Here is a 21925-nt window from a genome sequence, read left to right on the forward strand (position 1 = left end):
AAAAAAGGCGCCGAGCGCCTGTCAGAAAGGTGGCCCCAGCCAAGGAGTTTTCAAGTGTGAATCGCGCTAGTGCTCATGTCGCACACTCGGCTGCCGGTTGCCCGCACGCCGCCTTCATTCGACTGATGCGGCAAAGCCTACCCTAGAGCCGGCAACCGCACAAGAACGCCGTTTGCGACGAAAAAATCTCCCGGCGAGAACCGGAGGGACCCATGCCGCTTTTCGATGCAAGTTTGGCCGGCAGTGCCGCGGCAGCTTCGAAATCCGGGATCGGCTACTGTGAACGGACGCTATTCGCGACCCCATGCGGGATCACGCGTCGTAGTCGCCGCTGTGGGCGGCCTCGTTCGGTTTGAGCTCCAGCCGGTAGGCGAGCGCGACGAACAGCGCCTGGCACAGACAGATCGTGCTGGTCAGCGCGCGAAACGCGAACACGCTGCCTTCGTCGACTTTGAGCAGGACGTTGGCGAGCGCGCCCAACGGCCCGAGGTCGGACTCGCCGATCGCGATCACCTTGGCCTTGCGCTGGCGCGCCAGGCGCGTGCAGAACAGCGTTTCCTTGCCGTAGGGCGGAAAGCTGATCGCGATCAGCGCGTCGCCCTTGCCGATGCTGTGGATCTGCTCGCGATGCATGCCGCCGAGCCCGTCGACCAGATGCACGCGTTTCTGCGTATGGCCGAGCGCATAGGCGATGTAGCTCGCGATCGCGAACGACCGGCGCACGGCGACGATGTAGATGTGCTCGGCCTGGGCGAGCAGATCGACCGCGGCGCGAAAACGCACCGGATCGAAGCGTTCGACCAGTTCGTCAAGGCCGACCCGGCACGCGTCGATGAAACTGCGCGCGATCTGCGTCTCGTCGAGCTTCTCGGGCCGCTCGGCAATGACGCGCCGGATGCGGTGCTGGTAGCTGCCCGACGGTTCGGCGCGCTCGCGGTAGGCGTCGCGGAACACCGCCTGCATCTCGCTGAAGCCGGAGTAGCCGAAACGCTGGGCGAAGCGCACCACCGCGGAAGGATGCACGCTGGAGCCGGACGCGACGTCGTTGACCTTCTGCAGCATGATGCTCGAACGATGCTGCTCCAGGTAACGCGCAACGCCCTGCAACTGGCGCGGCAACGACTCGAACTCGTCGGCGACGCGCTGCATGAACTGGTCCACTGCATTGCTGACGGCCAAGGGCGGGACTCCTGGAATGGGCGCGATCGAGGAACCGGCGACAGAGCTCCTCCGCGCGCCAGAGGATACCGGCTGGGACGCCTCGACCGCTACGCCGACCGCGCCTCCTGCGCGAACAGCTTGCCGACCTGCGCGAACAGCTCGAGATCGGCCAGCGAGTCTTCGAGCGTGGTCTTGACCGGCCCGCCATTGACGACGGCATCGAAGAACGCATCGAGTTCGCCGCGGAACGGATCCTCGTGGAACGGCCCGACGATCTCGGTGACGGTTTCGCGATCGCCCGAGCGCGTGATCTCGAGCCGCGTCGGCAAGTGGCGGATGTACGGCGTGTCGTAGTTGATGCGGAACATCGCGCGGTCGCAGAGCACGTCGATACCCGAATCGAAGCGCGCGATATGGTTGGTCACCGCTTCGTATACCGCGGTGAAGTGGCCGTAGTCGAACAGCACGGCGATCGCCTCGCCACCGTTGCGCTGGCGCGCGGCGAACACGCGCGGCACGCCGAACAGCTCGCGCATCGCCGAGAAACTGTGCGAGGAAAGGCCGGTCAGCACCTGGTAGCCGCGCACGGCCGCCGCGGGCGCGTCGGCGCCGACGACGCTGCGCAGCATCGCCTGCGTGCGCGCCCTGCCCTCCTCGATCACGGCCTGCGGCACGTCGATCGGCTTGAACACGGGCCGCGTCTGCGCGACGAAGAACGGCGCCTCGCAGATCAGATCGCGCACGCGCACATGCTGGACTTCGCTCGACGCCGGCAGACGCTTCTTGAGTTCGAGGAACGGCCGCGCGAAGCGGCGCATATAGCCGACGAAGATCGTCTTGTCGTAGCCGCGCGCGCGTTCGATCAGCGGCAGCAACTGCTCGACGTTCAGGCACACCGGCTTTTCGATGAAGACGTGCTTGCCCGCATCCATCGCGCGCGCGAGCAGATCGGCATGCAGGTGGTCGGGCGTGAGGATGAATACCGCGTCGACCTCGTTGTCGCCGAGCAGCGCCTCGGCGTCGGCATGCGCGCGCGCGTCGTAGCGTTGCGCGACGTGCGCGGTCAGGCTCGGCGAGACGTCGCTCACCGCCGCGATCCTGTAGCGCGCATCGTCCGCGAGCAGCGGCAGGTGCATGAGCTGGGCGACTTCGCCCAGGCCGATCAATCCAACTCTCATGGTCATGCGAACTTCCTTCGATTCAAGACGACGTTGATGTTCACTGCAGGCTTTGCAGATAGACAAGGTTCTTGCGCGCAAGCACGACCGGCTCTTCGGTCTGGGTCGGGCTCCAGTCCTGCTCGATGATGCACGGCCCCGCGTAGTGCTTTTCGGCAAGCAGCGCCATGACGGCGGCCATGTCCACCACGCCGTCGGTCAGTGGAGCGAAGATCCCGGCCTCAGACGCCTGCGTCGTGTCGATCTCGCCGCGCACGAGGCGCTCGCGCACCTTCGCGTCGACGCTCTTGAAATGCACATAGCCGATGCGCGTCCACACCTTGCGCATGTACGCCGCCGGATCCTGTCCCCAGGCCGCGTGATGGCCGGTGTCGAAGCAAAGATTGACCGCGGTGTCCTGCAGCAGGCGATCGATCTGCGCCTCGCGCTCGACGCAGGTGCCGAGATGCGGGTGGAACGTCATCGCAATGCCGTATTCCCCGGCCAGCCGCTCCTGCGCGTCGCGCACCATGCCGACGACGGTCTTCCAGCCGGCCTCGTCGACGACACCGCGCTTGCCGGGCGGATACCAGTTGCCCTCGTCCATGATGACGACGTGGCGGGAACCGGCATCGCTGACGAGCCTGCCGAGCTGGTCGATCATCGCGAGCAGCGCACCGCGCGTGGACGAATCGGCGAGCGTGTGCACATGCGTCGCGCCGGTCAGCGCCAGGCCGCGCGCTGCGAGAGCATCCTTGAGCTGCGCCGCGTCGGTCGGCAGGAAGCCGAGCGGGCCGAGCTCGGTCGTCGCATAGCCCGCCTCGCGCACCTGGTCGAGGTACTGGTCTGGCGTATAGCGGTTGTCCTTCGGGTAGTAGATGCCCCAGGAACAAGGGGCGTTGCCGATCGATAGCATGATGTTGCCTTTAAGTAGTAGTTGAGTCCGAAAATTGCGGAAACTGTCCCCGCTCGTCATTCCGGCTTGTCGATTCTGTTTCCTGACGAGTCGAACAAGGTGATCTGCGCCGGGTCGAACGCGAACGCGGCGTCGCCGTGGATGCGCACCGGCGCATCGCCGAACAGGCGCGCGGTGACGCGCGCACCTCCGTCGAGGTCGAGAGTGACGAGACTTTCCGGCCCCATCGCCTCGTTGGCGAACAGCTTGCCGTACAGACGGTTCGGCCCGGCATCGCCGGTCGCGATACGCAGATGCTCGGGGCGCATGCCGACGGTGACGCGATCGCCGCGCTCGAGCGCCTGATCGAGCGCGGGCCAACTCGCGAACGGCGACACCTCCAGTCCGGCCCCATGCAGCGCCACGCACTGCCCGTGCCGCGTCGCCTGCGCCGCAACCAGATTCATCGGCGGATCGCCGACGAAACCGGCGACGAACGTCGTCGCCGGCCGGCGATAGATTTCGAGCGGCGGCGCGTACTGCACGATGTCGCCCGCGCACATCACCGCGATGCGCGTCGACAGCGCCATCGCCTCGGCCTGGTCGTGGGTCACATAGACCGCGGTCATGCCGCGGCTGCGCTGAAGGTGGTACAGGAACGCCCGCGCCTCCACGCGCATGCGCGCATCGAGATTCGACAACGGCTCGTCGAACAGGAACGCATCGGCCGGATGCACGAGCGCGCGCGCGAGCGAGGTGCGCTGCTGCTGGCCGCCCGAGATCTGCGCCGGCAGGCGATCGAGCAGCTCGCCGATATGCAGCACGTTCGCGATCTCGCGCGCCTTTTCGAGGCGCGGCGCCTCGGCCATGCCGCGCACCTTGAGCGGATAGGCGATGTTGTCGGCGATCGTCATGTGCGGATAGAGTGCATAGTCCTGGAACACCATGCCGACGTTGCGGTCCTTCGGCTGCGCGCGCGTGACGTCGCGCCCGCCGATGCGGATGTTGCCGCGCGTCGGCTGTTCGAGCCCGGCGATCATGCGCAGCGTCGTCGTTTTGCCGCAGCCCGACGGGCCGAGCAGGCAGACGAATTCGCCGTCGCCGATCGCGAGGTCGATCTCGCAAATCGTGTCGACCGCGCCGAAACTCTTGCCGATCTTGTCGAGTCGGATCGATGCCATGGAGAACCCTAGGACTTGATCCCGCCGAAGAAGCGGAATCCGTATTTGCGGTTGACGTACCAGTACAGCGCGATCACCGGCAGCGAATACAGCACCGAGTACGCGGCGAGCAGCGGCACGATCGGCGTGCCGGCCTGCGAGTAGAACGAATAGATCTCGACCGACGCCGGCATGCGCTGCTCGCTGCGCAGGAGCACGAACGGGATCAGGAAACCGCCCCAGACCTGGACGAAGGCCCACACCGCCGCGATCGTCACTCCCGGCCGCAGCACGGGCACGACGACGTCGACGAAGGCGCGCCACGGCGAGGCGCCGGCGACGAGCGCCGATTCCTCGTAGCCGCGCGGGATGCTCGCGATGAAGTCGCGCAGGATGAACATCGCCGTCGGCAGCAGGCCGCCCGCGAACACGAGGATCACCGCGAGCTGCGTGTCGATCAGGCCGAGCGCGTTGACGATCAGGAAGATCGGCACCATCGCCGCCGAGCCCGATACGACCGACGAAAACAGCAGCAGCACGTATTCGATCGCGCGCTTGCCACGCAGCGTCGTGCGCGCGAGCGCGTAGGCGGCAAGCGTGGCCGTCGTCGCGACGAGCAGCACGGTGCCGAACGCCTGCAGCAGCGAGTTGAGCAGCGCGCCGACAGCCGCGCCGTTGGCGAACACGCGCGCGAAGTTTGCCAAGGTCGGCGGCGCCGGTAATGCCAGATCGAGATCGGCCTGCGCGTTGAACGGCGCGAACACGAACCAGATCAGCGGCAAAGCGAATGCGACGCCGAGCAGCGCCGCGCAGACGCTGAAGACGATTCGCGAAACCAGCGTACGGCGGTTCATGCGGCCTTCCCCTTCTTGCGCAAGCCGCGCTGCGCGAGCCGCAGATAAACCAGCGAAAAGGCCAGATTGATCAGCATCACGATCACGCCGATCGCCGCGCCCTTGCCGAACTCGAAGCTCTTGAACGCGATGCGGTAGGTGTAGATCGGCAGGATGTCGGTCTCGAACGACGGCCCGCCCGCGGTCAGCAGGAACGGCGTGAACACGTTGAACGTCCACATCGTGATCAGGATCAGGTCGGTGACGATATGGCCGCGGATCAGCGGCAGGACGATGTCGCGCAGCTTCTGCCAGCCCGACGCGCCGACGACGTCGGCGGTCTCGAGATAGCTCGGCGGGATCGACTGCAGCGCCGCGTCGAACAGCATCATCGAGAACGCCGCGCCGCGCCAGGCGTTGAACGCGCAGATGGTCAGGAACGGATGCTCGATCAGGAAATCGGCGGCCGGAACGTGGAGCCCGCGCAGCAACTGGTTGAGCGTGCCCGCGTCGCGGTCGAGATAGGCGAACCAGGCGAAGCCGACGACGACGTCGGGCAGGATCCAGGCAAGCATGACGATGCCTTGCAGCACCGACTTCATGCGTGGCGAAAGCTCGCGCGAAATCCAGGCGAGCACGAGGCCGAGCAGCACCTGTCCGCACAGCGCCGAGAGCACGACGAACTGGATCGTCAGCCACAGCGAGGGGCCGAAGCCGCCCAGGCTGCGGAACGTCGCCGGATCGAACAGGTCGAGGTAGTTCTTCAGACCGACGAACTGCGGATGCAGCGCGCTCGCGCCGAGCAGGCTGCGGTCGGTGAAGCTGATCGCAATGATCCAGAAGAACGGGAACACGACGAACAAGGTGACGAGCGCACCAGCAGGCGTCATGAAGGCGATGCCGATTCGGGATGAAAAGGCGCTTCTATTTCGCATGACGGTCCACGCTCGTCATCCCGGCAGGGATTGCCGGGACCCAGACTCCAGGGATGGCGGAAGTGCCCAGCGCGACAATCTTGTCGGCGCCGACGATCTGCTTCACCGCGGCCGCGTATTCGGCCATCGCCGCGCGCGGCGGCAGCTTGCCGGCGATCACGCTCTCGGTCATACGCTGGATCTCGGCCGAGACTTTCTCGTAGTCGGCGTCGATCGGCCGGATCGTCGTCAACGGCAGCAGTTCGCGCCCGCTGTCGCGCAGGAACTGCGAGTGCGGCGGCAGCACGTCGTCGCGCACGCACAGATGCTCGTTGTACTCCTGGTAGCGGCGCAGCGCCGGCGCCGAGTTCATGAACGCGAGCAGCGTCCATGCCTCATGCGGATTCCTGGAATGCGGATTGAGTACGAAGCCGTTGCCGCCCGAGACGCTGACGAAGTCCTGCCCGCGCACTGCGCCACCGGGCACGCGCGCGGGCATCTTCGCCCAGCCGACGAGTTGATCGCGATCGGCGATCGGAAAATCGCCCTGCGGATCGATCGCGGCGTAGTAGAACCAGTTGCTCTCGATCAGGATCGCGCTGCGGCCGCGCTGGAAATCGGTGAAGCTGCGATTGCGCCCGCTGACCAGGCGCTGCGTGCGCGCCTCGCCGAGCTTCTCGTCGATATAAACGGTCTTGTAGAAGTCGAGCGCGGCGAGCATGCCGGGACTGCGCACGATCCAGCGGCCTTGCGCATCCTGCAGCTCCTCGCCCGTGCCGGCGAGCAGCATCAGCCAGCCTTGCATCGTCGTCGCCTCACCCATCGCGACGCCGGCGTTGATCTGCAGCGGGAAACCCGCCGGATTGGCACGTTTCAACGCGCGCGCGGCGGCGAGAATGTCGTCCCACGAGCGCGGCTGCCAATGATCGGCATCGAGCCCCGCGGCACGGAACAGATCGCGGCGGTAGAAGATCATGCGCACATCGGTCTGCTCGGGCACACCGTAGCGCTTGCCGCGGAAACGCACGAGCGCCTGCGCGCCGTCGGGAATGTGCGACCAGCCCTCCCACGCGTCGGCTTCGGGCCCCGCGACCTCGGCAAGCGGCTTGAGCAGGCCCGCGTCGACGAAACCCGGAATCTGGAAGCCGTCGAACTCGGCGAGATCGGCGCCCTGCCCCGTGGCGAAATCGAGCGCGAGCTGCTGCGACATCTGTTCGGCGCTGCCGGCGAATTCGCGCAGCCTGACCGCGACGTCGCGGCCCTGCGCCCTGGCCGCGGCGGCATATTCCGGGATCACGTATTGCTTGATCCAGCGCGCCTCGGAACCGTTCACACCGCCCTCGACGCAGCGGCAGGCGATCGACACTTCGACCGCAGCGGCCTGCGCGACCGCGCACGCCGCCACGAGCAACAGCACCGCGACGCGCGCGCAGGCGCGCACGATCGGGGCGCGGCGCGTCAAGCGGATGTGCGGCCTCGCCGGCATTGCTATTCTTGGCTCCAGGCGTAGAACGGGATCGGGGAAGCCGAGCTTAAGCATGCCGCAACGCTATTGCAATTTGCATTGCAAAATTTAAACATTTGGAAAATTAATTCCATATATCGAACGGCCATGCCCTCGCCCATCATCCATCTCGTCTTCAAGACGCATCTCGATATCGGCTTCACCCAGCTCGCCGAACGCGTGCGGCGGCAGTATCACGATATCTTCATTCCCGGCGCGATCGATACCGGTGAACATCTCCTGCGCGAGGATCCGCGGCAGCGTCTGTTCGTCTGGACCACGGGCGCCTGGCTGATCCGGGACCACCTCGAAACGCAATCGCCGGAGCGCGTGCGCCGCCTCGAACGCGCGATCGAACACGGCCTGATCCGCTGGCACGCACTGCCGTTCACCACCCATACCGAATTGATGTCGCCGTCGCTGTTTCGTGCCGGCCTGTTCTACGCGCAGGAACTCGACCGCCGCTTCGGCGTGAAGACGATCGCGGCGAAGATGACCGACGTGCCGGGCCACACGCTCGGCATCGTGCCGCTGCTCGCGCGCGCCGGCGTGAAGTTCCTGCACATCGGCGTGAACTCGGCGTCGACGCCGCCCGACGTGCCCGACCTGTTCCGCTGGCGCGCGCCCGGCGGCGAGGAAATCCTCGTCGCCTATCAGAAGAATTACGGTTCGACGCATTTCGTCGAAGGCGCCAACGTCGCCCTGAGCTTCGCGCACACGAACGACAACCTCGGCCCGCAGAATGTCGGCCAGACGATCGACTGCCACCGCGACCTGCGCGACGAATATCCCGACGCGGAAATCCGCGCCTCCACGCTCGACGCGTTCGCCGAAGCGATCTGGCCGCTGCGCGAGCGCTTCCCGCTGCTCGAACGCGAGATCGGCGATTCGTGGATCCACGGCGTCGGCACCGATCCGGCCAAGCTGTCGCGCTTCCTCGAGCTGCAGCGGCTCTACGACCGGTTCGACGAAGAAGGCCTCACGCCGTCGCGCGCCGCATTCGGCCGCCGCCTCTGCCTCGTGCCGGAACACACCTGGGGCGTCGACATCAAAACCTACCTGCGCGACGAGACGCATTGGGACCGCGCCGATTTCGAGCGCGCGCGCCGCGACGATCCCCGCTTCGCGTTCTGCGAATCGTCGTGGAGCGAGCAAAGCGCCTATCTCGATGCCGCCGTGGAGGCGCTCGACGGCGAAGACCGGACAGTCGCGCTCGCCCCCCTTGCCGATGCGACGCCGCGCATCCTCGACGCCAGCGGACACGCGCCGGCAGACCCGCCGGCGCAGATCGAATTCGACGGCTGGCGCGTTGCGCTGGATCGCGCATCGGGCGCACCGACGGCGCTCGTCGCACCGAACGGCGCCCGCATCGCCGGGGATCCGCTGATCGCGTACACGCACGAGAGCTACGACGCGAACGACGTGGCGACGCACATGCGCACCTACCTGACCGATCGCGTGCGCTGGGCGTTGCTCGACCACGGCAAGCCCGGCCTCGAAAACGCGCGCACGGCGCAGTCGGCGCGCTTCGCCACGCAGTTCGCCGGCGTCGAATCGCACGCCGATCGCGTGCTGCTGCACTGGCGAATGCCGGAGCGCGCGCATGCGCAGCTCGGCGCGCCGGCCTGCGTCCTATTGTCGCTGCGCGCCGTGGACGCGACCCGACTGCGAATCGAACTCGTGCTGCGCGACAAACCGGCCAACCGCATGCCGGAAGCGGGTTTCCTCGCCTTCGCCCCCGCCGGCGCAAGCGACTGGGAACTGCACAAGCTCGGCCTGTGGCTGCGCGCGACGGACATCGTGCGCAACGGCGGCGGCGCGCTGCAGGCCGCGTCGTGCGTGCGCGCGAAGCTCGATGCGGGCGTGGCGCTGCGGATCGAGCCGCTCGACGCGCCGCTGGTCGCACCCGCGGACGCGCCCTTCATGACGTTTGCGGGCGCAGCGCCGGATTTCTCCGCCGGCATCCGCTTCAACCTGCACAACAACAAGTGGGGCACGAACTTCCCGATGTGGTGCGAAGGCACGCTGCGCTTTCGTTTCGACCTCGAAATCGCCTGAGCCGATTGCGTTCGGCGGCAGCCGCGTCGCTGACATTCCCGCGACACAAACCCGGGCTAGATTTGCGTTCCGCACGCCCCGCCACGGCGGTGCCGGAAGCGGGTTTACGCGCACGAATGGAATTTTTTTTCTAATTGCCACAATGTTGCAATGCAAATTGCAATAGAGTTTCTAGGTGCCTATGCTCGCCTGGCGTCGCAAGCCGGCGTGCACCACGCACTCATCTCCTTCCCCGTTGCGAAGTCTTTCTACTTGCGGAGATTCGTCCATGTGCCATCCTCGTATTTTCACTCTGTGCAGCGTGCTCGCGCTATCGTGTTCCCTGATGCCGACGAGCCGCGCGGCCGAAGCCACTCCGGCACCGGCCGATCCGAAGGTCGCGGCATCAACAGATGATCCTGACTGGCAAGCCTCGCCGTCCGACGCGACGACGAACGATGCAGCGAAGACGACGCAAAACTTGGAGTCGGTTGTCGTCACCGGCCGCGCCGGCGTTGATGCGCGCACGAAGGAACAGACCAGCTACTCGATCACGCAGATCGGAGAGGAAGCACTGCGCCTGCAGGCACCGACGAGCGTGACCGAATCCTTGAAATCCGTGCCTGGGTTCTGGGTCGAAGCGTCGGGCGGCGAGGCCAGCGGAAATGTCCGCGCGCGAGGTATTCCGGTGGACGGCTTTGGCTCGATCACTTTGCTCGAGGACGGCGTACCGATCCAGCACGATCCGGGCTTGACCTGGTACAACGTCGACCAAGTGTTCCGCCTCGACGAGACGATCGACGGCGTCGAAGTCGTGCGCGGCGGCCCGTCGTTCCTGTTCTATCCGAACGCGCCTGCGGCTGCGGTCAACTACATCCCGCGCAAGGTCGGCGAGGAAGCCTCGGGATTGTTCAAATACACGTGGGGCGACTACGGCTACAACCGCACCGACTTCTGGTACGGCGCGCCGATCGGCAACAGCGGCTGGAAGTATTCAGTCGGCGGCTTTTTTCGCCAGGCCGAGGGCGTGCGCGATCCGGGCTACACCGGCGACAAGGGCGGACAGCTGCGCGGCACACTCTTCAAAGAATGGGATGACGGCAAGTTCAGCGTCGACTTGAAGCATCTGAACGACCATGTCGATTTCTTCGTGCCGGTTCCGCTGCATCGCGACTCTTCGGGCGACATCGTCGCGGTACCGGGCTTCGACGGCAATTACGATACCGTCGCCGGCCCGGAAACCGCGCACATGACGTTCCACACCAGCGAAGGCGCGTACGACTGGGACGGCACCCAAGGCACCTACGTCAACCGCACCCAGGTGACGGCCAAGTTCGAGCAGAAGTTCGGCGACGACTGGAAATTCTCCGACAGTTTCCGCTACAGCACGACCAATACCAAGCGCAACGGCACGTTTTCGAACTCGGTGCTGTCGGGCATTGCCGAACTCGCTTCGCTCAGCACGGCCGCAAACCTCGCCTTGTTCCCAGGAGCGGCCGGCTTCCAGTTGCGCTATACCGACAACCCGAACCAGGTTTTCGATCTCGGTTCGCTCGCGTTGTCGGGATCGGGCACGCTCAACGGCCAGAACGGCAATGGTCTCGTCCTCGTCAACCAACTGCGCGCGCTGTGGATGCCCGAGTACGAATACGGCAACGACGCGCACGTGTCGACCAAGTTCGATTTCCTCGGCGCGCACGACTTCACGGCCGGCGTCTACTACTCGCATCAGAACATGGACTTCAACCGCGTGTCATCGCTCGTCCTGACCGATGTGCGCGGCAATGCGCGCCTGCTCGACGTGGTCGCGGTCGATGCGAACGGCAACGCGCTTGGCAACCTGACCTACAACGGCATCCTGCGCAACGGCTCGGAGTTCGAGCGCGATACCGGCAAGCAGGACAGCTACGCGTTCTATCTCGGCGACGAATGGCAGATCACGCACGATTTCCGCCTGGATTTCGGCTGGCGCTGGGACAGGAACGAAATGCACAACACCAACACGACGCGCCTGCCGGCGACGAGCAGCTTCGTCTACAACGGAGTGACCTACTACAACCAGGGCGGCAACTATCTTTGCAACCTCAACGACGGCCTGTTCGCCGATACCCAGGTCGCGTGCGCGAACCCGAGCAATCCGTTCACCACGACCGACCACTCCTTCAGCAAGAGCGGCTGGACAGTCGGCGCGAACTACCAGTTGACCGATCGCGCGGGCCTGTTCGCACGCTACACCTCGACGTATCGCCTGCCGAATTTCAGCACGTTCATCGCCAACTCGCTCGCATTGCCGATCACGCAGACGATGGACCTCGGCGAGGTCGGCGCCAAGTGGGGCAGCGAATGGGCGACGTTGTACGCGACCTGGTTCTACACCAAATACGACAACGTCACCTTCAGCAGCCAGATACTCGCTTCCGACAACGTGACCCTGCTCACCCAGACCGCGGTCGCCCAGACCAAGACCACCGGCTTCGAACTCGAAGGCGACATCACCCCGACCGCCTGGTTCGACCTGCATTTCTCGGCGACGCTCGAAGATCCGAAGTACCGGAATCTGCGCGCGGTGAGCTACAGCAAGGATTCCAGCGGCAATCTGGTTCCGACGATTTCCGACTTCAGCGGCAATCAACTAATCCGCGTGCCGAAGGTGAGCTATCGCCTGGCGCCGCGTCTCATGCTGCTCGACAACAAGCTGCAGTTGCAGTTGTCGTACGAATACGAAGGCAAGCGCTATTCCGACACGGCCAATCTGTCGGTGCTGCCCCAGTACCACGTCATCAACGCGAGTGCGGAATACGACATCAACGAGCGCATGAGCGTCTTCGGCTACGTCGACAACCTCACCAACTCCGTCGGCCTGACCGAAGGCAATCCGCGCTCCGGCGACGTGATCTCGACCGACGCGGGCAAGACCGTGTTCCTCGCCCGCCCGCTGCTCGGCCGCGCCTATCGTCTGTCGTTCATGTACAAGTTCTGATCGTGCCCTGCGATCGACGCCCCGAGCCAATAACATGCGCCCGCAAGTGCCCTCTCCCCCGGCCGACATCGGAGGAGGGGTTTCCGAAACGCTCTTCCGCAGCATGCGCCCTCCGCGTCGACCCGCCCGCAGGCTTGCTGCTGCGCTGTTCTCCGTCGGCATGTGTTCGCTCTGCTTCGCAGCGGCGCAAACGAACTGCAGTCTTTCCGCGAAGAACGCCGCAGAGGCCGGCGGCAAGGACTGCGCGCGCGCCTGGATCGATGCCAACCTGCGCCTCGACGACATCCAGGTGATCGGCACGCACAACAGCTACAAGCGGCGCATGCCGCCCGAAGAATTTGCCGCGCACCACGCCGTGGACGCGCACGGCGCCGACGGCCTCGACTACGGCCATCGTCCGCTCGACGAGCAGCTCGACGCGGGCATGCGCGAGCTCGAACTCGACGTCTGGGACGATCCGCAGGGCGGCCGCTGGCTGCACCCGCCGGGCGCTCTGCGCAAAGGCTTTGCGTCGCCGCCTTGGCCGCGCGCAGCCGCCGCGCAGATGGCGAAACCGGGGTTCAAGGTCATGCACCTGGCCGACATCGATTTCCGCTCGATCTGTGCGACCTTCGTCGCCTGCCTGACGATCGTGCGCGACTGGTCCGCGGCGCATCCGCAGCACGCGCCGATCATGATCCTGATCAACGCCAAGGACGGGAAACTCGGCCCCGATTCGGTAGCTGCGCTCAAGTTCGACGCGGCCGCGTTCGACCGCCTCGACGCGGAGATCCGCAGCGTGTTCCCGCCCCCGCGGCTGATCACGCCCGACGAAGTGCAAGGCCGATACGCGACGCTGCGCGAGGCGGCGCGCGCGGACAACTGGCCCACGCTCGGGCGGGCGCGCGGACGCGCGCTGTTCGTGCTCGACGAAAGCGACGACAAGATCGCCATCTACCGCGGCGCGCGTCGTTCGCTCGAAGGCCGCGCGATGTTCGCCACGATCAAGGAGGATTCCCCGGCGGCGGCTTACCTCACGCTCAACGAGCCGATCGCCGACCAGGCGCGCATCCGCGCCGACGTCGCCGCCGGCCTGCTCGTGCGCACGCGCGCTGACGCCGACACGTTCGAAGCGCGGCGCAACGACACGGCGCGCCGCGAGGCCGCGTTCGCGAGCGGCGCGCAATTCGTCTCGACCGACTATTTCGAACCTGACCCGCGCTTCGGCCCGTATCGCGTACGCTTCGACGACGGCGCGATCGCGCACTGCAATCCCGTGCGCGCGGCGGGAAAATGCGCCGGCACGCCCATCGAATGATTTTTTGCCCGTCATTCCCGCGAAGGCGGGAATGACGCCAACGTGGAGATCCGGCCGTGACCGTTCGCCTTCTGGCATTTGTGGCTTTCGCATTTATCCTTGGCGACGCGCTCGCCGCCGACAAGCCCGACCTGACCCTGACGGGCAAGCTTTCCGGCAAGGACGATCAGACCTACAAGCTCGTGCCGTTCGACGTGCCGGCCGGCGTCGACCGCATCACCGTCGACTTCGCCTACACCGGCCGCGACGAGAAGACCACGATCGACCTCGGCCTGCTCGGCCCCGGCGGCTTCAGGAACAACGCGTTCCGCGGCTGGAGCGGCGGCAACAAGAGCCGCTTCACCGTGTCGGCGACCGACGCGACGCCATCCTACCTGCCCGGCCCGATCGCGCCGGGCCGCTGGAACCTGCTGCTCGGCATCCCGAACATCCGCGAAAGAGCGCACGCGGAGTACACGGCAAAGGTGTACTTCTCCAGGAATGGAAAAATTCCCGATCTGCTCGACGAGCCGCTGCGCGCCGGGCCCGGCTGGTACCGCGGCGACCTGCACATGCACGGCGCGCACAGCGACGGCTCGTGCACGCCGCAGAGCGGCAAGGGCAAGATGCCATGCCCGCTGTTCCTCAGCGCGCAGGCCGCTGCGGACCGCGGCCTCGACTTCATCGCCCTCTCCGATCACAACACGGTGTCGCAAGCCGACGCGGTGCGCGAGCTGCAGCCGTATTTCGACCGCCTGCTGCTGATTGCGGGGCGCGAGCTGACCACGTTCACCGGCCATGCCAATCTGATCGGCACCTGGGCGCCGCTCGATTTCCGCGTCGGCTCGGCCGATGTGCCGGACTGGAGCACCCTCTTCCGCAACGCCGCCAGACTGGGCGGTTTCGTCTCGATCAACCATCCGATCCGCCTCTCGGGCGAAATCTGCATGGGCTGCGGCTGGACGGCCACGCCCGCCGTCGACATGCGTCTCGTGCAGGCGATCGAAGTCGTCAACGGCAACGACGCCGACACGGTGATCTCCGGCATTCCGTTCTGGCAGGCGCAGCTCGACAAGGGATTCCGCCTCACCGCGATCGGCGGCAGCGACGACCACAACGCCAAGCAGTGGAGCGAAAGCCGCGGCCACGTCGGCATCGGCACGCCGACGACGGTCGTGCATGCGGCCGAACTTTCGCAGCGCGCGTTGCTCGACGCGCTGCGCGCAGGCCACGTCTTCGTCGACGTCTTCGGCAGCAAGGACCGCCACTTCGAATTCACCGCGAAAGGCGATGGCATCGACGCCGAGATGGGCGACAAGATCGCCGCGCCGGAAGACGCCAAGGTGGATTTTTCGGTCAAAACCGGCAACGTCGCCGGCGGCAGCGTCGAAATCGTCATCGACGGCAAGCTCGCCAACGTGATCGATTCGCCGAAGATCGGTAGCGCCGCTCAAGCCTTTGCCTTCGCCTGGACCTCGGACGGGCGGCGCCACTGGCTGCGCGCGAACGTGCGCAACGCCGAAGGCAAGCTCGTGGTGGTCGGCAATCCGGTCTACGTGAACTGGACAACCGATGCCAGGCATTGATTGCGCAGCGCGCCGCGACTTGCCGCCGGCAAGCCGCTACCATCGCGCGCATGACGCCAGCCGATAAAACCGCCACTGCGCGACGCAAGCCAGGCAACGCGAAAACGCTCGCGCGGCACGCGCCGGCCGACCCCCGCTATACGGCGGCGGTGATCCCGACGACGATCCTCGCCGTGCTCGCGCAGATCGCCGATGCCGAAGGCGTCGCGATCGAGCCCTGGCTCGCCGGGCTCGGCATCACGCGTGCGCAGATCGACGACGCCTCGGTGCGCGTCTCGTACCGGCAGGCCAGTCTCATCATCAAGCGCGCGCTGCGCGCGATTCCGCGCAGCGGCTTCGGCCTCGAAGTCGGCGCGCACCAGTCCAACGGCACGTTCGGCATCATGGGGCTTGCGATGATGACCGCACGCACGTTCGGCGACGCGGTGAACATCGGCGTCGAGCATGCCGACATCACCGGCGCCCTGATGGATGTCGAACTGGAGACGCTGAACGCGCGCGAAGTCGCGCTGGTCGCGCGGCCACGCTTCGCCGACGAGGAAATCCTCGTCTTTCTCTGCGAGGAATTGTTCGCGAGCACCTTGCAGCTCGCGCGCGGCCTGGTCGGAGCTTCGTTCAAACCGGAACGGCTTGAACTCACCTACCCCGCTCCGTCGCACGCGGCCGACTATCGCCGGCTGTTCGATTGCGAGATCCGTTTCGGCACGAACCGCAACCGCCTCGTCGTCGCCTCGCGCTGGCTCGACGTGCGCCTGCCGACGCACCATCCGGTCAGCGCGCAGCAGGCGCTCGCGATCTGCCGCGAGCAGGCTGCGCACATCAAGCGCCAGAGCGAGATCGTCGCCTCGGTCGAGCGCATCCTGCGCCGCCATCTCGCCGAACATCCGACGTTGGGCGAGGTCGCCGCGCACCTCAATCTCTCCGAGCGCACGCTGCGCCGCCATCTGGCTACAGCCGGACGTGTCTATCGCGACATCCACGACCAACTGCGCACCGAACGCGCGCTGGAACTGCTCAGCGCCGGCGCGCTGAGCATCGCCGACATCGGCAACGAGGTCGGCTATTCCGACGCCCGCGAATTCCGCCGCGCATTCAAACGCTGGACGGGCAAGCCGCCGACCGCGATGCGCACGCCATAGGCCGGGCCCGTGGCATAACCGGCCATTGCACGATGGCCGAATTGCCCCCCAAGCGCAGCCGGCGGCCCCTCCCTCAAACGTTCGTTCGAGAGTACATTGCGCGTTATACGTTGAGGGAGAAAGCTCCATGCGCAGACTCGCCATCGCCGCCTTGTGCGCCCTCGTCGCCGGCTGCGGCAAGGCGCCGCCACCGCCGCCGGGCGAAGCCGACCTCGCGTTCGAGAAAAAAATCCAGCAGCAGTTTCTCGACGCCAAGCCCGGCGACATCATCGAGATTCCCGCCGGCAAGCACCCGCTGCAACGCGTGCTGACGCTGCGCGCGAACGGCGTGACGATCCGCGGCGCGGGCTCGGACAAAAGCATCCTTTCGTTCAAGAACCAGATTTCCGGCCCGGAAGGCATGCTCGTCTACGCCAACGATTTCACGATCGAGCATCTCGCGATCGAGGACTCGAAGGGCGACGGCCTCAAGATCAACGACGGCGAGAACGTCACCATCCGCGATGTGCGCGTGGAATGGACCGGCGGCCCCTCGCTGGACAACGGCGCCTACGCGATCTATCCGGTCAAGTGCAAGAACGTGCTGGTCGAGGATTCGGTCGCGATCGGCTCGCGCGACGCCGGCATCTACGTCGGCCAGTCGCAGGACATCGTCGTGCGCCGCAACCGCGCCGAGAAGAACGTCGCCGGCATCGAGATCGAGAATTCGGTGCGCGCCGACGTCTACGAGAACACCGCGACGAACAACTCCGGCGGCATCCTCGTCTTCAACATGCCCGACCTGACCCAGCACGGCGAGCATGCGCGCGTGTTCAAGAACAGGATCGTCGCGAACAACCTCGGCAACTTCGCCGCCAAGGGCACCGCGGTCGCGAGCGTGCCGGCCGGCTCCGGCTTCATCGTCACCTCGAACCCTAAGGTCGAACTGTTCGACAACGACATCGCCGACAACCGCACCGCGAACGTGATCATCGCCAGCTACTACATCACCAACTTCGCCGACAAGAAGCCGAGCGAAGGCTACGATCCGTATCCGAAGACCATCTACATCCACGACAACCGCTTCTCGGGCGGCGGCGACTCGCCCGACGGCCTCGACTGGAAGGCGCTCAAGGTGTCAATGTTCGGCATCGGCGGCCACTTTCCCGATGTGCTCTGGGACGGCTTCGTCGATACCAAGGCACAGGTCAACGGCCAATATCCCGCCGAGCAGCGCATCTGCGTGAAGAACGGCGATGCCGAAGTGCTCGACGTCGACGGGCCGAACAAATTTTCCAACCCGAAGGTGTTCAAGGACGAATTCCATTGCGAGCTGCCGCCACTCGCGGCGGTCGAGTTGAAGGGCAAGGCGTAAATCGCGATGTGCGAGTTTCCGTATCGGCCGTCGTTGAAAAAGCGCCCCCTTCCGGCTGCCGCCACCTTCCCCCGCTTCGCAGGGGAAGGGTTTCAGGCTGCATCGCTTTCCTCTTTCCCTTCCCCTGCGAAGCGGGGGAAGGTGCCGAAGGCGGAAGAGGGCGCTCTTGTTTTTGCCAGCCTGCTACTTGCCTTCGCCTCGCTCGTGGGCTGCACGCAAGCGCCGAAGGACGTGCATTTTTTCGCCGAGGGCAAGCCGGAGAAGCTCAGCGACTGGCACCTCGTCGAAGCGCGCGGCGGCAAGCTCGTCGCCAATGCCGGTGTTGTGCCTTACGATCTGAACACGCCTCTGTTCAGCGATTACGCGCACAAGTTCCGCACCGTCTGGATGCCGAACGGCGCGGCGGCGAAGTACGACGCCGAAGGGCCGTTCGATTTCCCGGTCGGCACGGTGCTGACCAAGACGTTCTTTTATCCGCATGCGGCGAGCGCGGCGAGCGATGCGAAGGCCGTCGCCCGCAATTACGACGTTTCGCGCGACTTCGCCGCGGGCTCGGCAGATGAAGCGCTGGATCTCGCCAACGTGCGCCTGATCGAAACGCGCATCCTCGTGCGCCGCGAACACGGATGGGAGGCGATCCCCTACGTCTGGAACGCCGCGCAGACCGACGCCGAGCTCGCACGCACGGGCGATGCGATCCCGCTCGAACTCGTCGACGACAAGAACGCACGCGAAGCGTTCACCTATGTCGTGCCGAACGAAGCCCAATGCGCAGGCTGCCATGTCACCAACGTCAGTGCGAAACAGATCGAACCGCTGGGCCCGCGCGCACGCCATCTCAACAAGGACTATTCCTACGCCGGCGGCACGGAAAACCAACTCGCGCATTGGACGAAGCTCGGCACTCTCGCCGGCGCGCCCGAACCCGCGCAGGCGCCGCGCGACGCCGACTGGCACGATGCGAAAGCGCCCGTCGCCGACCGCGCGCGGGCGTATCTCGACGTCAATTGCAGTATGTGCCACAGTCCGACCGGCCCGGCCAACACGACCGCGCTCGACCTGCGCAGCGCCAACGCCAACCTGCGCCTGCTCGGCGAATGCAAGCCGCCGGTCGCGGCCGGCCGCGGCACCGGCGACCGCCTGTTCGACATCGTTCCCGGCAAGCCCGACGAATCGATCCTGCTCTACCGCATCACCTCGCATGAGCCCGGCGTGATGATGCCCGAGATGGGGCGCAGCACCACGCACAGGGAGGGCGTCGAATTGATCCGCGATTGGATCGCCGCGATGCAGGGAACATGCGGGGCATAGGTTGAAGCGACACCCGGTTTTTCTTGCTAATGTCATTCCGGCAGGGACTGCCGGAATCCAGTCACACGGACGTGGACCGATACGAAAACGAAACGTTTCCGTCCATGGAACTGGACTCCGGCAGTCCCTGCCGGAGTGACGAACTTTCGGCATGGGAGGATGCAGTGAAAACATTTCAAACGACACGACTGACCAACCACGTGCGCTTGGCGCTGTTCGCCGGCGCAACGGCCCTGCTCGCCGGCCCGGTCGCGTTCGCCGCAGCGGACGCGCAGGACGCACCCGCCGCTCCGGCGAAAACCGACGACGCCGCGATGCAGCTCGGCAACGTCACCGTCACCGCGCAGAGCCGCACGCAGCAGGTGCAGGAAGTGCCGATCGCGATGCAGGTCATCACCTCGACGCAGATCGACACGCTCGCCGCGACCGACCTGTCGAAGATGGACAAGTACGTGCCCGGCCTCTCGGTCAGCGGCGATCAGCCGACCCAGCCCTACTTCAGCCTGCGCGGCATCGGCACGGGCGATTTCGGCATCGGTACCGACGCACCCGTGGGCGTCTACGAGAACGGCATCTACCAGGGCAAGACCGGCGGCGCGCTGCTGATGTTCAACGACATCGACCACGTCGAAGTGCTCAAAGGCCCGCAAGGCACGCTGTTCGGCCGCAACAGCGCGGCCGGCGCGATCTCGGTGGCGACCAATGCGCCGAGCGACCAGTTCGAGGCCAATGCGCGCCTGCGCCTCGGCAACTACGGCATGCGCTACGGCGACGGCGTGCTCAACGCGCCGCTCGGCGAGAGCCTCGCGTTCCGCCTCAGCTTCGTCGACAATCAGAGCGACGGCTGGCTGCGCGACGCCGCGACCGGCCAGCATTTCTACAAGAACGACGACTGGGGCACGCGCATGCAGTTGCGCTGGAACGGCCCGGCCGACACCAGCGTCAACCTCGCCTGGGAGCACGAACGCCTCGACCAGCCGCCGCGTCCGACGATCGACGTCACGCCGCTGCCGGCGTATCCCGAGTTGCCGTCGATCGAGCCCGATTACGCGAGTTTCATGGATCCGCGCCACGCGCCGCTGTACAACGAAGTGACCGACGCCGGCGAATCGCGCACCTACGATTCGTTCGCGTTGCGCATCGAGCACCCGCTGCCGTTCGGCGATTTCACCTCGCTGACCTCGTTCCAACGCTTCCACACCTACAACCGCGAAGCGCAGGAAGGCACCGACCGCATCGACCTCTACTTCGACGACGTCAACATCGAGCGGCACAAGACCTGGTCGCAGGAATTCAAGCTCGCCGGCAAGACCGACCTCGCCGACTGGGTCGCCGGCGCAAGCTGGTACCGCGACGACGGCCACCAGACCAGCCAGATCAACTTCTTCACCGACAGCATCGACACCCTGCTCAACAACCTCGGCATCGCGCCGGGCGGACTCTACGGCCCGCTGACGCAGGGGTTGCAGGCCGCGGGATTCCAGTACTCGCTGCTCGGCGATCCGTGGCAGGAGAACATGATCAACCGCAACGTCGCCAAGGCGAGCGCGGTCTACGGCGACGTGATCTGGCACCTCAACGACCGCCTCAACCTCACCACCGGCGTGCGCTTCACGCGCGACGAACGCGATTTCAGCTGGTACACGCCGCTGCGCGTCGCCAAAGAGCTCGACGCGACGCTGGCGGGCCTGCAGTCGCTCGGCCTGCTCGACGCGCTCGGCGTGCCGATCGAAACCTTCCAGCAGAACATCTACTTCACCACGCCGCAGACGCAGAGCCAGCCGGTCGGCCTCGATCGCAGTTGGAACAACACGAGTCCTCGCCTCGTGCTCGACTACAAGCTCACGCCAGACGTAATGCTCTACGCCTCCGCGGCCAAGGGCTACCAGGCCGGAGGCTTCAACGCGCTCGAAGTCGGCACCGTATACAAACCGCAGACCGTCCAGAACTACGAGGCCGGCATCAAGAGCTGGTTCGCCGACTACCGGTTGCTGTTCAACGCCTCGGTATACTATTACAAATATTCCAATCTGCCGAACCTGGTCCTGGTTTCGAACGGCGGCGGCAACGGCGACCTGCCGCAGTACCAGATCCTGCCTAGCGACCAGGAAGCCAAGGGCCTCGAATTCGAGGCGCGCTGGCAGGCGACCGACAACCTGCGCCTCAACGCCGCCGCGGCCTGGATCGACCAGACCTACAGCAACTACGTGACCTCGGCCGGCACGAATCTCGACGGCCAGGCCACCGGCCTGCCGTATCTGTCCGCCACGCTCGGCGCCGACTACGTCGTGCACGACGTCGCCGGCGGCAGCCTCGACTTCACCCTGCAGGGCGCGTACACCGGCAAGCCGCGTTGCAATGCGGATTCCGAGCTGCAAGGCACGTGCATCCTCGCCACGCCGTTCAAGCTCGGCGGCAGCCAGACGCGCGTGGATTTCCGCGTCGGCTGGTCCTCGCCCGGCGTGCCGTGGAGCGTCGCATTATTCGTCAACAACGTGTTCGACGTGCAGTACGTCGGCGGCCTCAACCAGATCGTGACCAACGTGCTCGGCGTGACCAGTGCGGGCATCACCGCGCCGCGCACGTGGGGCGTCGAGGGCAACTACCGGTTCTGACGC

15 protein-coding genes are annotated in these 21925 nt (G+C 65.8%); 8 read left to right on the top strand and 7 right to left on the bottom strand.

Annotation, left to right across the window (positions count from 1 at the left end):
- Positions 1 to 312 precede the first annotated feature (312 nt).
- The 7 genes from QM741_RS15905 to QM741_RS15935 all read right to left on the bottom strand — a co-directional run bounded on the left by QM741_RS15905 (position 313) and on the right by QM741_RS15935 (position 7582).
- Positions 313 to 1179, bottom strand: a complete 867-nt coding sequence (locus tag QM741_RS15905) for a MurR/RpiR family transcriptional regulator (protein ID WP_415208619.1) — start codon at positions 1177 to 1179, stop codon at positions 313 to 315.
- Between the two features lie 89 nt (positions 1180 to 1268).
- Positions 1269 to 2345, bottom strand: coding sequence for a Gfo/Idh/MocA family protein (locus QM741_RS15910; RefSeq protein ID WP_415208620.1), 1077 nt, complete (start codon positions 2343 to 2345; stop codon positions 1269 to 1271).
- A gap of 34 nt (positions 2346 to 2379) precedes the next feature.
- On the bottom strand, positions 2380 to 3234 hold the full coding sequence (locus QM741_RS15915) for a TIM barrel protein (RefSeq protein WP_415208621.1): 855 nt from the start codon (positions 3232 to 3234) through the stop codon (positions 2380 to 2382).
- A 56-nt stretch (positions 3235 to 3290) separates the two neighbouring features.
- A complete protein-coding gene (locus QM741_RS15920) occupies positions 3291 to 4394 on the bottom strand; it encodes an ABC transporter ATP-binding protein (protein WP_415208622.1) in 1104 nt (367 codons plus the stop codon).
- Positions 4395 to 4402: 8 nt separating this feature from the next.
- The gene (locus QM741_RS15925) at positions 4403 to 5227 is read right to left on the bottom strand and encodes a carbohydrate ABC transporter permease (protein ID WP_415208623.1); all 825 of its coding nucleotides are present in this window, start codon (positions 5225 to 5227) and stop codon (positions 4403 to 4405) included.
- Positions 5224 to 6096 carry a carbohydrate ABC transporter permease gene (locus tag QM741_RS15930; RefSeq protein WP_415208624.1) on the bottom strand — a complete coding sequence of 291 codons (873 nt, stop codon included), beginning with the start codon at positions 6094 to 6096 and terminating at the stop codon, positions 5224 to 5226. The genes QM741_RS15925 and QM741_RS15930 overlap by 4 nt, the downstream gene beginning before the upstream one ends.
- 34 nt (positions 6097 to 6130) lie before the next feature.
- Positions 6131 to 7582: an extracellular solute-binding protein gene (locus tag QM741_RS15935; RefSeq protein WP_415208625.1), complete on the bottom strand. Its 1452-nt coding sequence runs from the start codon at positions 7580 to 7582 to the stop codon at positions 6131 to 6133.
- Between the two features lie 150 nt (positions 7583 to 7732).
- On the opposite strand from QM741_RS15935, the gene QM741_RS15940 reads away from it, so the two are divergent.
- The 8 genes from QM741_RS15940 (at position 7733) to QM741_RS15975 (ending at position 21922) form a co-directional block, all read left to right on the top strand.
- Positions 7733 to 9682, top strand: coding sequence for a DUF5054 domain-containing protein (locus QM741_RS15940; RefSeq protein ID WP_415208626.1), 1950 nt, complete (start codon positions 7733 to 7735; stop codon positions 9680 to 9682).
- 268 nt (positions 9683 to 9950) lie between these two features.
- A complete protein-coding gene (locus QM741_RS15945) occupies positions 9951 to 12641 on the top strand; it encodes a TonB-dependent receptor (RefSeq protein ID WP_415208627.1) in 2691 nt (896 codons plus the stop codon).
- A 103-nt stretch (positions 12642 to 12744) separates the two neighbouring features.
- Positions 12745 to 13938, top strand: coding sequence for a phosphatidylinositol-specific phospholipase C1-like protein (locus QM741_RS15950; RefSeq protein ID WP_415208628.1), 1194 nt, complete (start codon positions 12745 to 12747; stop codon positions 13936 to 13938).
- A gap of 56 nt (positions 13939 to 13994) precedes the next feature.
- A complete protein-coding gene (locus QM741_RS15955) occupies positions 13995 to 15503 on the top strand; it encodes a CehA/McbA family metallohydrolase (RefSeq protein ID WP_415208629.1) in 1509 nt (502 codons plus the stop codon).
- A 50-nt stretch (positions 15504 to 15553) separates the two neighbouring features.
- A complete protein-coding gene (locus QM741_RS15960) occupies positions 15554 to 16642 on the top strand; it encodes an AraC family transcriptional regulator ligand-binding domain-containing protein (protein ID WP_415208630.1) in 1089 nt (362 codons plus the stop codon).
- A 127-nt stretch (positions 16643 to 16769) separates the two neighbouring features.
- Positions 16770 to 17996, top strand: a complete 1227-nt coding sequence (locus QM741_RS15965; protein ID WP_415208631.1) for a parallel beta-helix domain-containing protein — start codon at positions 16770 to 16772, stop codon at positions 17994 to 17996.
- 141 nt (positions 17997 to 18137) lie between these two features.
- Positions 18138 to 19307 (top strand): SO2930 family diheme c-type cytochrome, encoded by a 1170-nt coding sequence (locus QM741_RS15970; protein WP_415208632.1) that lies wholly within the window; start codon positions 18138 to 18140, stop codon positions 19305 to 19307.
- Positions 19308 to 19471: 164 nt separating this feature from the next.
- Positions 19472 to 21922, top strand: coding sequence for a TonB-dependent receptor (locus QM741_RS15975; RefSeq protein ID WP_415208633.1), 2451 nt, complete (start codon positions 19472 to 19474; stop codon positions 21920 to 21922).
- Positions 21923 to 21925: the final 3 nt, after the last annotated feature.

This window comes from Rudaea sp., from assembly GCF_047601565.1.
Taxonomy (GTDB): domain Bacteria; phylum Pseudomonadota; class Gammaproteobacteria; order Xanthomonadales; family Rhodanobacteraceae; genus Rudaea.